We start from the raw sequence: 14,119 nt of genomic DNA, 5'->3' as shown, positions 1-14,119 counted from the left end.
AGTTGACTTTTAATCAATTGGTCGCAGGTTCGAATCCTGCACGACCCACCAGTGTTAAGAAGGCGCCCTAAAGGCGCCTTTTTGCTATTTGTGATTTGTGATTCTGGCTGGGTGAGCGCCCAGGTCCACGTCGCTGCTGCGGTTGCGGGCGGTCCTCGCGTCACGCTTTGCGTGATACCTTCGGCAACAGCCGCGTGCCTCCCGGACCGGCCTGGAGCGGGCGTCCTGCCCGCGCCACGCCTGATGGCATCGTCCCTGCTGCCATCTCCTGTCCCACGGCTATCACCTCAGCGCTGCGGATTGCCCTCCACTCGCAGCAGCGACGTTCCCCCTTTACGTAACGCGAACGCGGCTTTCAAACAAAATCCAGATCTGCTGAACGGCTGACTTTAAACTCCCCAGAGTATCGTGCTGGCTGTTTTTTTCGCAGTTTGTATATTTCCGCAGGCAACACAGCAGGCTGGCCGGTCCACCGACCGGATAATCCGCAGCGCTGAGCGAAGAGAGGAAGCCAGGATTTGAATCGCCTATGCGTCTGCTGTCAGAACGTTTAATTCAGGAACAGACATAACCAGGCAGATTCCCCTTGAACGTCGCGATCGTTATTTTTTGCATCTGTCATGGGCTACGAAAGCAATACAGCAGGCTGGCTGTGCCCCCGAAAGGGCAATCCGCAGCGCTGAACGGAGAGAGGAAGCCAGGATTCGCCTGCAGGACGCGGGCGAAAGACAAAGCCGGGCCATGGACGGCCCGTCTTTGGCGGTCCGACAGGCTGACGAGCGAAGTGATGGGACCGCAACGCGGCGCGAGGACCGCCCTCTCGGGGGCACAGCCAGCCAGCGCAACCTCCATAGCCCAAAAAAGCACCCAGCATTCAGCATTCAGCATTCAGCATTCAGCATTCAGCATTCAGCACCTCAAATTACCCATATCTGACTTCATAGCCAGAAAACTCAACTTAACCCATCGCGGCTTAGATACCTCCCCTCACCCGCTGTGTTAAAGTTCCCGAACCCAATGATTAATACACTCGCCAAACTGGCCATTAAGCACCTAACTCACAGAAAAAATGAGAAAAAAAATCACCAAAAACGACCTGGACCGCTTTGACCTTGCGATCCTCGATATCCTGCAAAGCAATAATCGCCTGCCGCATTCGGCCATAGCAGAACAGGTGGGGCTTTCCACACCCTCAATTCAACGGCGCATCAGCCGACTGGAAGAGAAAGGCGTGATTAAAAGTCATGTTGCTGTGATCGATCCGGCAACGGTGGGGAATCCGATCACCGCGGTGATTGAATCGCGGCTGGTTGAAGATCGCAGCCTGGTGATGGATCGGGCGAAACGCTATTTTCGCAACGTGGAGGAGATCCAGCAGTGCTACTTCGTTAACGGCGGCGTCTCCTTTATCATCATTATGATTTCCCGCGATTTACAGCACTTCGAACAGCTGGTCAGGCAACATTTTGCCGATAACATGGATATTCTGACCTACCGCACGCTGATCGTACTCGACCCGGTGAAAACTGGCCTGAAAATTCCATTATTCGATCTGGACGACAGGCCATAACGGTCACGATACCGTTTTCGGCCGGGAAAACAGCGCGCATCCGGCGCAGGCGGCCATCACGCAGGCAATACCAAGGCACTGAATCAGGGTCAGGGTTTCGTGCAAAACCAGCCACCCGGCAATAGCGCTGACCGCCGGAGAGCCGCTCAGCAGCACGCCAAACACCCGTGAAGGCAGCCAGCGCATGGCGTACATATCCAGCAGGAACGGCAACATGCTCGACAGCACCGCCACACTAAAGCCCACCAGCAGGACTTCGGGCGAGAACAGCGCCATCCCGGCCTGAACGGTTCCCGGCGGCACCGCGATGCACGCCGCAATCGTCATGCCAATCGCCACCGAACGCCCGCCGCCGCCGGAAACCCGCCGGCCGATAATCACATAAAGGCCCCAAAACATCGCCGCCGCCAGCGAGAACCCGACGCCACGCAGATCGATTTCCCCTTTTACATCCCCGGCGGCCAGCAGCACCATCGCCAGGGCTGAGAGTGCAATCCAGATCAGATCGGACTTTTGCCGCGAAGTGAGCAGCGCGGCCAGCAGCGGCCCCATCACTTCAATAGAAATCGCAATGCTCACTGGAATATAAGCAAAGGCGCGGTAAATCAGCAGGTTCATCAGCGCCAGAATCACGCCATAAAGCAGCATTGAAGGCCATGAAATATCGCCTTTTTTGATATTCCAGGGACGAAAGACAGCCAGCAGCACAATGGCTGAAATTCCCAGCCGTAATGCTGCCACCCCGTCGCTTCCCACTAAGGGGAAAAGGGTCTTGGCGAAGGCCGCCCCGGACTGCACGGAAATCATCCCGGCAAAGGCGGCAACAAAAGGCAAATTACGATTGCTCTGCATTGAATCTATTCATAAAAGAGAGGGATAGAGAATTGTAAACCGCAGCGGCGAGTCGTTTTCTCATAAATCAGGTTTAAATGATTTTTATCTTCAAGTTTCCACCGTCCGTGAGGCAATAACTTATCTTTGCCAACGGAGGCGTTATCGTCAGGCTTTTGCCATCCCGGCGTCAACATTGCCCCCTGTCCGCTTAGTACGGCGGCGTCAAGTTGCGCTGCTCCATCAACAGCGAGGCCTGCTGGCGAACCTCCTGCCAGATGGCCTCGGCGGCGGGGGTCAGCGAACGATTCTTACGCCGCACCAGCATAATAGTGCGGTTGATTTCCGGCACTAACCTTCTGACCATCAGCGGCCTCCCCTGCGGCAGCGGCAGTGCCAGCGCAGGCAGAATGCTGATGCCAATCCCCGCCTCCACCATTGGGTAGAGTGTGGCCGGATGACCAATTTCCTGCGCGATATCAGCCTGTACCTGCTGCTGGCGCAGCGCTTCATCAATCAGTACCCGGCTTCCGGAGGCGTAATCCTGTAGCACCAGCGTGCGCTGGTTGAGCATATGCCAGTGAATGGTTTGCTGCTGCGCCAGCGGGTCGTCCATCCGGCACAGCAGCAGGAAGGGTTCATCGAGAATGGCTTCACACTCCAGATCGTCCGAATGCAGCGGGCCAATAACGATGCCGAAGTCGACTTCGGCATTACGAATGCTTTGCAGCACCCACTGCTGCGGGCGATCGCGCAGCATCACCCGGATTTCGGGATAGTTCAGCTGCCCGGCAGCAAGGCACTGGGGCATCAGATGTGCTGAAATGGTCTGGCTGGCGGCAACGCGCACCGTACCGCTGCGCTGCTGGCCGTAGCTGCGTACATCCAGCAGGGTGTTGTTTAACTCCTCCAGCAGATGTTCCAGCCTGCTGGCGAGCTGCTCCCCGGCCTCCGTCAGCACGACCTCACGCGTTGTGCGGTCAAGCAGACGAATCCCCATCTCCCCTTCCAGCTCTTTAATACTGTGGCTGACCGCTGACTGACTCAGGCCTATCGCCTGCCCTGCCTGGCTGAAGCTGCCCTGTGCGGCAACGGCCACAAACACCCGAAGCTGACGCAACGTGTAATTCATCGATTCTTCTCATATATTCATTTAATAAATCAATTTTATTTCTAAACCTACCCATCGCACAATAGCCGCATGTTTGTATAACAAGGCTTTAACAATGGGTAAATTTCGTCTCGATCCTCTGATGCTGAAACTGATCGCCACCGTTCTGCTGGCATCTTTCCTTCCTGCACGCGGCCACTTCGTTGATTTTTTTGAATGGCTGACCACTGCCGCAATTGCCCTGCTGTTCTTTATGCACGGTGCCAAACTCTCGAAAGAGAAGATTATTGCCGGCGGCGGCCACTGGCGGCTGCATCTGTGGGTGATGTTCAGCACCTTCGTTATCTTCCCGGCGCTCGGTATGCTGCTGGTCTGGTGGCATCCGCTGCCGCTCAGTACCGAGATCTACACCGGCTTTATGTATCTGTGCATTCTGCCTGCTACCGTACAGTCGTCGATTGCCCTGACCTCGCTGGCTGGCGGTAACGTTGCGGCTGCGGTTTGCAGCGCATCGGCATCCAGTTTGCTGGGGGTATTTGTTTCGCCTCTGCTGGTTGGCCTGCTGATGAATGTGAATAGCGATGCAGCCACCGGTAATTTTGAGCAGATCGGTAAGATTATGCTGCAGCTGCTGGTGCCGTTTATTGTCGGGCATATTTCCCGCCGCTGGATTGGTGAGTGGGTGGAAAGAAACCGTAAGCTTATCGGCCAGACCGATCAGGCATCGATTCTGCTGGTGGTCTACTCTGCCTTCAGTGAAGCGGTGGTGAACGGTATCTGGACGCGCGTTGGCGTCAGCACTCTGCTGTGGATTGTGGTCGGCAGCCTGGTTCTGCTGTTCCTGATTCTGGCTATCAACCTTGCTGCAGCGCGTTTGTTTGGCTTCAATCGGGCGGATGAAATTACCATTCTGTTCTGCGGCTCGAAGAAGAGTCTGGCGAACGGGGTTCCGATGGCGAATATTCTGTTCCCGTCGTCGGCGGTGGGGATTATCGTGCTGCCGTTGATGATTTTCCATCAGGTGCAGTTGATGGTGTGTTCGATGCTGGCCCAGCGTTATAAAAAGTCGGGTGAGAAGCTGGCGGCGCAGTCGGCAGCAGCGGGTAAGCCGCTGGTGGAGTCACAGAAGTAATCTGGTTGCAGGGCGTTTAGCCTGTGACCTGTCGGAATGCTGAAATAGCCGCTTCATTTTGGAGCGGCTATTTTTTTGGCTGCAATTTTAAGTTACTGAGGTTTAATTTTTTCTGGATGGCTGCGCATGGTGGGCTGGGGAACAGCCTCTGCGGCTGCCGGGCGGTCCTCGCGCCGCTTTGCGGTGCCTTCGGTTTCGGCATCGGGTCTTTCGGACCGGCCTGGAGCGGGCGTCCTGCCCACGCCACGCCTGATGTCAGCATCCCTGCTGCCATCTCCGGCCCCGCTGCCTGCACCTCAGCGCTGCGGATTGCCCGTCATCCGCAGAGGCTGTTCCCCTTGATACATTTTGCTCGCTGTTTCTTAAAGGCAGGTAAGCTGAAAGTTGCTCAACAGGCAGGTAATTTCTGGTACGGATTATCAGTTTTTAGCCGCAAAATGGAATTCAGCCAACCGCCGATGTTCTTAGCTCTGAGCATCAGGATTACTTTCAATGGGCTCGAGATTGAAACCACCGCCACATAGAACCGCACAGGCAAATCAGGGTGTTTATCAGACGACACAATTTTTCGGCAGCAGGCTGGCCGTTCCCCCGATCGAGTCATCCGCAGCGCTGAGCGCAGAGAGGAAGCCAGGATTCACCCGCATGGACGCGGGGGAAAGCCAAAGCCGGGCCAGGACGGCCCGTCTATGGCGCTCCGTCCGGCTGACGCACGCAGTGAAGGCACCGCATAGCGGCGCGAGGACCAGACCGAACGGGGGAACAGCCAGCCAGCGCATTCTCCGAGCTCGCAGGCAACGGGCATTCCCCACCAACCATTATCCCCGCTTCAGCGGCTTAACCAGCCCTTCCAGCCCCTCAATCTTGATCGCCAGCGTAATCTGCATCAGATCGCCGAGCTTGCCCTGTGGAAACTCATCCTTGCGGGCAAACCACAGCAAATACTCCTCGGGCAGATCGATCAACACCCGCCCTTTGTACTTGCCAAACGGCATCACCATGTTGGCAATCTCAACCAGCTGTTCCTTTTCCATATTACTCACCGAGTAAACGAATCATTTCCGCTTCGTCGATCACCGGAATGCCCAGCTCCGTTGCCTTCGCCAGCTTAGAACCTGCGGCCTCACCGGCAATCACCAGATCGGTTTTCTTCGACACGCTGCCGCTCACCTTCGCGCCCAGCGCCGTTAAGCGATCTTTAGCCTCATCGCGCGACAGCACGCTTAATGAACCGGTCAGCACCACGGTTTTACCGGCAAACGGGCTGTCGATTTCTTCGGCCTTCACCACCACCACTTCCGGCCAGTGAATGCCGGCTTTCTCAACCAGCAGGCGGATAACCTCACGGTTGCTTTCTTCATCCATAAAATTACGCACGTGGCTGGCCACCACTTTACCGACGTCCGGTACGGCAATTAGCGCCTCGATATCGGCCGCCATCAGCGCCTCCAGCGTACCGAAATGCGCGGCGAGGTTAGCGGCGGTCGCCTCTCCCACTTCGCTGATCCCCAGCGAATAGAGGAAGCGGGCAAAGGTAGTTTGCTTCGCTTTCGCCAGCGCATCGACTACGTTCTGCGCCGATTTAGGCCCCATGCGATCCAGACCGGTCAGTTTCCCGGCGGTCAGATTGAACAGATCGGCCGCGTTGAGTACGTACTCTTTATCCACCAGCTGATCGATAATCTTCTCGCCCATGCCGTCGATGTCCATCGCCCGACGGGAGACGAAATGCTTCAGCGCGCCTTTACGCTGTGCACCGCAGATCAGGCCACCGGTACAGCGGGCAACCACTTCGCCCTCTACGCGCTCAACGTCCGAGCCGCAGACCGGGCAGTGGGTCGGGAATATAATTTCTCGCGCGTCTTCGGCGGATTCGACCACGCTAACGACCTGCGGGATAACGTCACCGGCACGGCGGATCACCACGCGATCGCCAATCTTTAACCCCAGACGATCGATTTCATCAGCGTTGTGCAGCGTGGCATTACTCACCATCACTCCGGCAACCAGTACCGGCTCCAGACGTGCAACCGGGGTGATCGCACCGGTGCGTCCTACCTGGAACTCAACATCACGTACGGTGGTGATCTGCTCCTGCGCGGGGAACTTAAACGCTACCGCCCAGCGCGGCGCACGGGCAACGAAACCGAGCTGCTCCTGCAGTTCCAGGGAATCCACCTTGATCACCACGCCGTCGATATCAAAACCCAGCTGCGGGCGATCGGCCTCAACCTGACGATAAAAGGCCAGCACCTCGTCGGCGCTGTGGCACAGGCGGACGCGATCGCTGACCGGTAATGCCCAGGCTTTAAACTGTTTGAGGCGCTCAATGTGACTACGCGGCATGTCACCGCCTTCCAGCAGCCCCAGGCCGTAGCAGAAAAAGGTCAGCGGGCGTTTGGCGGTGATGCGCGGGTCCAGCTGGCGCAGCGATCCTGCCGCCGCATTTCGCGGGTTGGCAAACACTTTGCCGCCGGTACGACGCGCTTCGTCGTTCATTTTTTCGAAACCGGCCTGCGGCATAAAGACTTCGCCACGCACTTCTACTCTGGCCGGAATATTGTCGCCCTTCAGGCGCAGAGGAATGGCGTGGATAGTACGCACGTTGGAAGTGATATTCTCACCGGTGGTGCCATCACCCCGGGTCGCCGCGCGAACCAGCAGACCGTCTTCATACAGCAGGCTGACCGCCAGACCGTCCAGCTTCAGTTCGCAACAAAAGAGGATGTCATCGCTGCTTTTCAGGCGATCCTGCACGCGCTTGTTGAAGGCCAGATAGCTCTCTTCATCGAAGGCATTATCCAGTGACAGCATCGGGACTTCATGGCGGACCTGCTCAAACGCCGCAAGCGGTGCGGCCCCCACTCGTTGGGTTGGCGAATCGGGAGTAATCAGCTCCGGGTGGGTTGCTTCCAGATCGCGCAGTTCATGCATCAGACGATCGTATTCCGCATCCGGAATTTCCGGCGCATCCAGCACGTGATACTGGTATTCATGGTGGTGAAGCAGAGCTTTCAGATGGGTAAGTTTGTCTTGTACGGATTGCATATGCGGCACCATCAGAGATAAAAAACCCCCGAAATCGGGGGTTAGTTAAGCGGGATTAGAAAAACGTTTAGTGACTGTTGGCTTCGACGACTTCGCGGATGCGCCCTTTGTACGATTCCAGCTTCTGCGGCGTCATCATACGACGTTCATCGTCCAGTACCACGCCACCCACATCATCAGCGATGCGCTGCGCGGATTGCAGCATCAGCTTGAAGTTCTGATTCGCATCACCGTAGGACGGCACCATCATAAAGATAGAGACGCCTGGGGTGGAAAATTCCGACATGTTATCCGGATTAAATGAACCCGGCTTCACCATGTTCGCCAGGCTGAACAACACCGGGCCGCTGCCCGCCGGGTTCAGGTGACGATGGAAAATATTCATTTCGCCAAACTGGAAGCCAGCCTGAAGCACACCCTGCAACAGCGCTTCACCGCTGATACTGCCACCGGCGTGAGCCGAAACGTGTAGGACCAGAACAGTTTCCTTCGGTGCTGGTGCACGCGGCGCCTCGGTATGGGCAGGTGCCTGCTGTACCGCTGGCTGTGCAGGTTCAACCCGCTGCGGCTCGGCGACAGGGGCAGAGACTGGTTTCACCACCGGCTCTTCAGCACGGGCAACGGGTTCCGCGTTCAGCACGGGCTCGGCGCGGCGCGGCGGAACCTCATCATGATAAGGCTCAGGCTGTGCGCTATGACGTACTTCGCCACCAAACAGCGGATCCTGTTCAGGCTGTTCCTCAATAACCGGGGGCTGGTGACGAACCGGCTCCGGGCGAGGTTTAGGCTGACGCGGCGGTTCATCCCCGGCATTGAATCCACCCAGGGAAGGGTCCGACGGTTCAGGAGGGCTGCGCGTGGCACGCACGTCATCCATACCTTCTTCGTCATCCTCGAAAGCTTCTTCTCTGTCCTGCTTTAAACGCTTGTGCGGACGGTCGCGAAAAACTGATGAACGCTCTTTACGGCTGGTCCACAGGCCGTGCAGTAAAAGCGCTATAATTGCGACCGCGCCAACAACGATTAATATCAGACGCAAATCCTGCATCATTGTATTCTCTGTTGTTCCAATACCTTGCCACCGCGGCAAACTTTATCCTCTAACTGTATTTGCCCAAGTACACAAGTGCAAGTCTGTGCAGTATTTTCTGACAAATATCCCGAGTCGAGGACGCTTTTTTGCTGTAATTTCGCGCAATCTTGCCCTGGAAAGCGCAAACAGCTGGGTTATGATAGCCGAAACCAGCATGTGAATAGGAGATAAAGCATTACATGGTACTAAATAATTCCAACAATGGTCATAATGGGGTCCATTATTTTGCCCGAGGCTGGCAGCTGATCCGCCTGCCCGGCATTCGCCGCTTCGTCATCCTGCCGCTGCTGGTCAATATCCTTCTGATGGGCGGCGCCTTTATCTGGCTGTTTGGCCGTCTTGGGCAGTGGATACCCGAGCTGATGGCTATGGTACCCGGCTGGTTGCAATGGCTTAGCTACCTGCTCTGGCCGCTGGTCGTTCTCTCCATTATTCTAGTCTTTAGCTATTTTTTCTCCACTATCGCGAACTGGATTGCGGCACCGTTTTGTGGCCTGCTGGCCGAGCAGCTGGAAGCCAGGCTAACCGGTCAGCCGTTGCCCGATAGCGGCTGGGCGGCTCTGCTGAAAGATTTTCCACGCATCATGAAACGCGAGTGGCAGAAGCTGGCCTACTATTTACCGCGCGCCATCGTACTGCTGTTGCTCTACTTTATTCCCGGATTTGGTCAGACGGTGGCCCCGGTGCTGTGGTTCCTGTTCAGCGCATGGATGCTCTCTATTCAGTACTGCGACTACCCTTTCGATAACCACAAAGTCAGTTTTACTCAGATGCGTGCAGCATTGCGTCAGAATAAGACCGATAATTTACAATTCGGCGCGCTGGTCAGTTTGTTCACCCTAATCCCCATCCTCAATCTGGCGATCATGCCGGTGGCCGTATGCGGTGCCACCGCCATGTGGGTAGACCGCTACCGCGCTACGCTTGGGCTGAGCCGCTAAGCAAGAGCCGGCCGAATCTTTCACTGCGACAGGGTAGCCATACACCCTGCGCAGCCTTAGATTTATCTATATGCCGTTTCGACAGGGCTTATTTCGACAGAACATATATATATACGATTTCTTCACTTCCTTGATAAATTGAACACGGTATGCTCTAAACCGTTCCCAATATTTCATACAGTTAAGGACAGGCTATGAGTAAGATCTATGAAGACAACTCGTTAACAATCGGTCATACGCCGCTGGTTCGACTGAACCGCATCGGTAATGGACGCATTCTGGCGAAAGTTGAGTCACGCAACCCAAGCTTCAGCGTCAAATGCCGTATCGGTGCCAATATGATTTGGGACGCAGAAAAACGCGGGATTCTTAAACCCGGTATTGAACTGGTTGAACCGACCAGCGGCAATACCGGTATTGCTCTGGCCTATGTGGCCGCAGCTCGCGGTTACAAACTGACGCTGACCATGCCGGAAACCATGAGCGTGGAACGCCGCAAACTGCTGAAAGCGCTGGGTGCAAACCTGGTGCTGACCGAAGGCGCCAAAGGTATGAAAGGCGCGATTGCTAAAGCCGAAGAGATTGTGGCCAGCAACCCGGATAAGTTTGTGCTGCTGCAGCAGTTCAGCAACCCGGCCAACCCGGAAATCCACGAGAAAACCACCGGCCCGGAAATCTGGGAAGACACCGATGGTGAAGTCGATGTGTTTATCGCAGGCGTAGGTACCGGCGGTACGCTGACCGGCGTCAGCCGCTACATCAAAAACACCAAAGGCAAAAAAGAGCTGATCACCGTCGCGGTTGAGCCAACCGACTCTCCGGTGATCGCCCAGGCGCTGGCCGGTGACGAAATCAAGCCAGGCCCGCACAAGATTCAGGGCATCGGTGCCGGTTTCATTCCGGGCAACCTTGACCTGAACCTGGTTGACCGCGTTGTCGCAATCTCCAATGAAGAAGCGATTTCTACCGCCCGTCGCCTGATGGAAGACGAAGGCATTCTGGCCGGTATCTCTTCCGGCGCAGCGGTCGCCGCAGCACTGAAATTGCAGGAAGATGAAGCCTTCGCGAACAAGAACATTGTGGTGATTCTGCCGTCCTCCGGCGAGCGCTATCTCTCTACCGCACTGTTCGCCGATCTGTTCACTGAAAAAGAGCTGCAGCAGTAATCGCCGATCCGCAGATTTGCTCAAAAAAGCACCCATTTGGGTGCTTTTTTGTGGAGTCCGTCAAACTTTTACCATCCTGCAGATTGCTTTTACCCTCCAGTGTCTGGTATTTAAGCTGCCAATTATTTTGATCCGTAAAATTAATCGCCGCGTGACCTGGATCGTGCTGAATCGTTTTACTGGTTTGGCGCACTGCGGCAAATAGCGGCATAATGAAGTGTGGAAAAGCGAGAGTTTAATCGCGGATTTTCTCTCCGTCTGGCTTCCACCTTATCAGCGCATTTTTTGGCGAGTCTTTGTACCAAGCCAGCGCGACTCATACCGGCTAAGGTTCCGGCTTTCGCCTGAACTTTAGGCCTACAACACCAAACCAAATTAAGTTGGGGAAATATAATGTTCCAGCAAGAAGTTACCATCACTGCACCAAACGGCCTTCACACCCGCCCTGCTGCTCAGTTCGTTAAAGAAGCGAAAGCATTCTCTTCTGAAATCACCGTAACCTCTAACGGCAAATCAGCCAGCGCTAAGAGCCTGTTCAAGCTGCAGACTCTGGGCCTGACTCAGGGTACCGTTGTTACCCTGTCTGCTGAAGGCGAAGACGAGCAGAAAGCGGTTGAGCATCTGGTTAAACTGATGGCCGAGCTCGAGTAATCACGGTCGTTTTTCCATCATCCAGCGTAAAGCTTTGGCTGAAAGTAACCGTAGCGCTTTCCTGTCACACAGCGGCAGGATAAAAGTAAACGGATATACTGTAGGTATCTTGATCGCGGACAGCATGTCCGCGTTATTGCTTTCATAAAATATCCAAAAGCTGACAAGACAGGCCGCAGAAAACGCCAGGCTCGCTGAGTGAATTAACCGATGCAGTCATCAGCGGTTCATCGCCTTCGATGATTATCAGAGACAGGAAAGGTAGGGTTATGATTTCAGGCATTTTAGCATCACCGGGTATCGCTTTCGGCAAAGCTCTTCTGTTGAAAGAAGATGAAATTGTCATCAACCGGAAAAAGATTTCTGCCGATCAGTGCGATCAGGAAGTTCAGCGTTTTCTTGATGGTCGTAAAAAAGCTGCCGTGCAGCTGGAAGCGATCAAAATCAAAGCCGGGGAAACCTTCGGTGAAGAGAAAGAAGCGATCTTCGAAGGCCACATTATGTTGCTGGAAGATGAAGAACTTGAGCAGGAAATCATCGCCCTGATTAAAGACGAGCACGCGACTGCGGATGCTGCTGCCTTTTCCGTCATTGAAGGCCAGGCTAAAGCCCTGGAAGAGCTTGACGATGAGTACCTGAAAGAACGTGCTGCTGACGTTCGCGACATCGGTAAACGCCTGCTGCAGAATATCCTGGGTCTGCATATTGTCGATTTAAGCGCGATCAACGAAGAAGTGCTGCTGATTGCCAAGGATCTGACCCCGTCTGAAACGGCACAGCTGAACCTGAACAAGGTGCTGGGCTTTATTACCGACATCGGTGGCCGTACCTCACACACCTCTATCATGGCGCGTTCTCTGGAGCTGCCTGCCATCGTCGGTACCGGTGATGTGACCAGCCAGATTCAAAACGATGACTACGTGATTCTGGACGGCGTAAACAACAAAGTTTACGTTAACCCAACGGCCGACGTGATCGATGAACTGAAGGCGGTTGCCCATCAGTACACTTCTGAAAAGAACGAACTGGCTAAGCTGAAAGACCTGCCGGCAATCACCCTTGATGGTCATCAGGTTGAAGTCTGCGCCAACATCGGAACCGTGCGTGACGTGGCCGGTGCAGAGCGCAACGGTGCTGAAGGCGTGGGCCTGTACCGTACCGAATTCCTGTTTATGGACCGTGAGTCGCTGCCGTCTGAAGATGAGCAGTTCCATGCGTACAAAGCCGTAGCCGAAGCCGTAGGCGCGCAGGCGGTGATTGTGCGTACTATGGATATCGGCGGTGACAAAGATCTGCCGTATATGAACCTGCCGAAAGAGGACAACCCGTTCCTCGGCTGGCGCGCGATCCGTATTGCCATGGACCGTACCGAAATTCTGCATGCGCAGCTGCGCGCCATCCTGCGTGCTTCCGCGTTTGGCAAACTGCGCATCATGTTCCCGATGGTGATTTCCGTTGAGGAAGTGCGCTTCCTGAAGGCCGAACTGGAAACTCTGAAAGCCCAGCTGCGTGAAGAAGGCAAAGCCTTCGACGAAAGCATTGAAGTGGGTATCATGGTGGAAACCCCGGCGTCGGCGGTGATTGCGCACCATCTGGCAAAAGAAGTTGATTTCTTTAGTATTGGGACAAACGACCTGACGCAGTATACTCTGGCTGTTGATCGTGGTAACGATCTGATCTCCCATCTCTACAATCCGATGTCTCCGTCCGTTCTGACGCTGATCAAGCAGGTTATTGATGCTTCTCACGCCGAAGGGAAGTGGACCGGTATGTGCGGTGAGCTGGCAGGCGATGAACGTGCTACACTACTGCTATTGGGAATGGGGCTGGATGAATTCAGCATGAGCTCTATTTCTATTCCACGCATCAAAAAAATTATTCGTAATACGAATTTTGAAGACGCGAAGGCGCTAGCAGAGCAGGCTCTGGCACAACCAACAGTGGACGAGTTGATGAACCTGGTCAACAAGTTCATTGAAGAAAAGACACTCTGCTAAGGCCCGGAGACGGCTGGCCCAATATTACTGCTTAGGAGAAGAACATGGGTTTGTTTTCAAAACTTTTTGGCGATAAGTCAGATTCTGCATCTGGTGCGATTGAAATCGTAGCCCCCCTGTCTGGTGAAATCGTCAATATCGAAGACGTACCGGACGTAGTGTTTGCAGAGAAAATTGTTGGCGACGGTATCGCTATCAAACCTTCTGGCAATAAAATGGTTGCTCCCGTTGATGGCACCATCGGTAAAATTTTCGAAACCAATCATGCGTTTTCCATCGAGTCCGACAGCGGTATTGAGCTGTTTGTTCACTTTGGTATTGATACGGTAGAACTGAAAGGCGAAGGCTTTAAGCGCATCGCTGAAGAAGGTCAGAAAGTGAAGAAAGGTGACGTGGTCATCGAATTCGATCTGCCTTTACTGGAAGAGAAAGCGAAATCAACGCTGACGCCAGTGGTCATCTCAAACATGGATGAGATCAAAGAGCTGACTAAACTGACCGGCAGCGTGACCGTCGGTGAGACTCCGGTTATCCGCATCAAGAAGTAAGAGCAGATAAACCAGAAAGCCCCCTGAGCAA

General features: G+C 54.7%; 13 protein-coding genes. 8 read left to right on the top strand and 5 right to left on the bottom strand.

What is annotated here, in order from left to right; all coding sequences use genetic code 11:
* The first annotated feature begins 1,069 nt into the window (after positions 1–1,069).
* Complete coding sequence (locus IBT47_RS25180; protein ID WP_200563835.1) at positions 1,070–1,570, top strand: Lrp/AsnC family transcriptional regulator; 501 nt, start codon at positions 1,070–1,072, stop codon at positions 1,568–1,570.
* A gap of 3 nt (positions 1,571–1,573) precedes the next feature.
* Here the strand turns inward: IBT47_RS25180 and IBT47_RS25175 are convergent, their stop codons facing one another.
* Positions 1,574–2,422 carry a DMT family transporter gene (locus IBT47_RS25175; protein ID WP_200563834.1) on the bottom strand — a complete coding sequence of 283 codons (849 nt, stop codon included), beginning with the start codon at positions 2,420–2,422 and terminating at the stop codon, positions 1,574–1,576.
* Positions 2,423–2,612: 190 nt separating this feature from the next.
* On the bottom strand, positions 2,613–3,533 hold the full coding sequence (locus IBT47_RS25170; protein WP_200563831.1) for a LysR family transcriptional regulator: 921 nt from the start codon (positions 3,531–3,533) through the stop codon (positions 2,613–2,615).
* Between the two features lie 94 nt (positions 3,534–3,627).
* Between IBT47_RS25170 and IBT47_RS25165 the strand changes: the two genes are divergently transcribed.
* Together IBT47_RS25165 and IBT47_RS25160 are read left to right on the top strand one after the other, a co-directional pair.
* Positions 3,628–4,644, top strand: a complete 1,017-nt coding sequence (locus IBT47_RS25165; RefSeq protein ID WP_200563829.1) for a bile acid:sodium symporter family protein — start codon at positions 3,628–3,630, stop codon at positions 4,642–4,644.
* A 23-nt stretch (positions 4,645–4,667) separates the two neighbouring features.
* Positions 4,668–5,168, top strand: a complete 501-nt coding sequence (locus IBT47_RS25160) for a hypothetical protein (RefSeq protein WP_200563827.1) — start codon at positions 4,668–4,670, stop codon at positions 5,166–5,168.
* 294 nt (positions 5,169–5,462) lie between these two features.
* Here IBT47_RS25160 and IBT47_RS25155 read toward each other — a convergent pair whose 3' ends face one another.
* The 3 genes from IBT47_RS25155 to zipA form a co-directional block, all read right to left on the bottom strand.
* Complete coding sequence (locus tag IBT47_RS25155; RefSeq protein ID WP_105593313.1) at positions 5,463–5,678, bottom strand: DUF3820 family protein; 216 nt, start codon at positions 5,676–5,678, stop codon at positions 5,463–5,465.
* Between the two features lies 1 nt (position 5,679).
* Positions 5,680–7,692: an NAD-dependent DNA ligase LigA gene (gene ligA / locus IBT47_RS25150; RefSeq protein WP_200563825.1), complete on the bottom strand. Its 2,013-nt coding sequence runs from the start codon at positions 7,690–7,692 to the stop codon at positions 5,680–5,682.
* Between the two features lie 67 nt (positions 7,693–7,759).
* Complete coding sequence (gene zipA / locus IBT47_RS25145; RefSeq protein WP_200563823.1) at positions 7,760–8,743, bottom strand: cell division protein ZipA; 984 nt, start codon at positions 8,741–8,743, stop codon at positions 7,760–7,762.
* Positions 8,744–8,964: 221 nt separating this feature from the next.
* Here zipA and cysZ point away from each other — a divergent pair, with 221 nt between their 5' ends.
* The 5 genes from cysZ (at position 8,965) to crr (ending at position 14,088) form a co-directional block, all read left to right on the top strand.
* Positions 8,965–9,726, top strand: coding sequence for a sulfate transporter CysZ (cysZ, locus tag IBT47_RS25140; protein WP_200563821.1), 762 nt, complete (start codon positions 8,965–8,967; stop codon positions 9,724–9,726).
* A gap of 194 nt (positions 9,727–9,920) precedes the next feature.
* Entirely contained in the window at positions 9,921–10,892 is a 972-nt protein-coding gene (cysK, locus tag IBT47_RS25135; protein WP_105593309.1) for a cysteine synthase A, read from the top strand.
* A gap of 393 nt (positions 10,893–11,285) precedes the next feature.
* Entirely contained in the window at positions 11,286–11,543 is a 258-nt protein-coding gene (ptsH, locus tag IBT47_RS25130) for a phosphocarrier protein Hpr (protein ID WP_048915267.1), read from the top strand.
* Positions 11,544–11,812: 269 nt separating this feature from the next.
* On the top strand, positions 11,813–13,540 hold the full coding sequence (gene ptsI / locus IBT47_RS25125; protein ID WP_200563819.1) for a phosphoenolpyruvate-protein phosphotransferase PtsI: 1,728 nt from the start codon (positions 11,813–11,815) through the stop codon (positions 13,538–13,540).
* A 44-nt stretch (positions 13,541–13,584) separates the two neighbouring features.
* Positions 13,585–14,088 (top strand): PTS glucose transporter subunit IIA, encoded by a 504-nt coding sequence (gene crr / locus IBT47_RS25120; RefSeq protein ID WP_105593306.1) that lies wholly within the window; start codon positions 13,585–13,587, stop codon positions 14,086–14,088.
* Positions 14,089–14,119 lie beyond the last annotated feature (31 nt).

This window comes from Erwinia sp. S43 (genome assembly GCF_016624745.1).
Classification (GTDB): Bacteria; Pseudomonadota; Gammaproteobacteria; order Enterobacterales; family Enterobacteriaceae; genus Erwinia; species Erwinia coffeiphila.
The sequence above is the reverse complement of the archived record's forward strand: the minus strand, read 5'-3'. Positions and strand labels throughout refer to the sequence as shown.

Bases quoted from the DNA above. Each gene is read 5' to 3' on its own strand.
- IBT47_RS25180 (WP_200563835.1), top strand. From the start codon at position 1,070: ATGAGAAAAAAAATCACCAAAAACGACCTGGACCGCTTTGACCTTGCG.
- IBT47_RS25175 (WP_200563834.1), bottom strand. From the start codon at position 2,422: ATGCAGAGCAATCGTAATTTGCCTTTTGTTGCCGCCTTTGCCGGGATG.
- IBT47_RS25170 (WP_200563831.1), bottom strand. From the start codon at position 3,533: ATGAATTACACGTTGCGTCAGCTTCGGGTGTTTGTGGCCGTTGCCGCA.
- IBT47_RS25165 (WP_200563829.1), top strand. From the start codon at position 3,628: ATGGGTAAATTTCGTCTCGATCCTCTGATGCTGAAACTGATCGCCACC.
- IBT47_RS25155 (WP_105593313.1), bottom strand. From the start codon at position 5,678: ATGGAAAAGGAACAGCTGGTTGAGATTGCCAACATGGTGATGCCGTTT.
- ligA (WP_200563825.1), bottom strand. From the start codon at position 7,692: ATGCAATCCGTACAAGACAAACTTACCCATCTGAAAGCTCTGCTTCAC.
- zipA (WP_200563823.1), bottom strand. From the start codon at position 8,743: ATGATGCAGGATTTGCGTCTGATATTAATCGTTGTTGGCGCGGTCGCA.
- cysZ (WP_200563821.1), top strand. From the start codon at position 8,965: ATGGTACTAAATAATTCCAACAATGGTCATAATGGGGTCCATTATTTT.
- cysK (WP_105593309.1), top strand. From the start codon at position 9,921: ATGAGTAAGATCTATGAAGACAACTCGTTAACAATCGGTCATACGCCG.
- ptsH (WP_048915267.1), top strand. From the start codon at position 11,286: ATGTTCCAGCAAGAAGTTACCATCACTGCACCAAACGGCCTTCACACC.
- ptsI (WP_200563819.1), top strand. From the start codon at position 11,813: ATGATTTCAGGCATTTTAGCATCACCGGGTATCGCTTTCGGCAAAGCT.
- crr (WP_105593306.1), top strand. From the start codon at position 13,585: ATGGGTTTGTTTTCAAAACTTTTTGGCGATAAGTCAGATTCTGCATCT.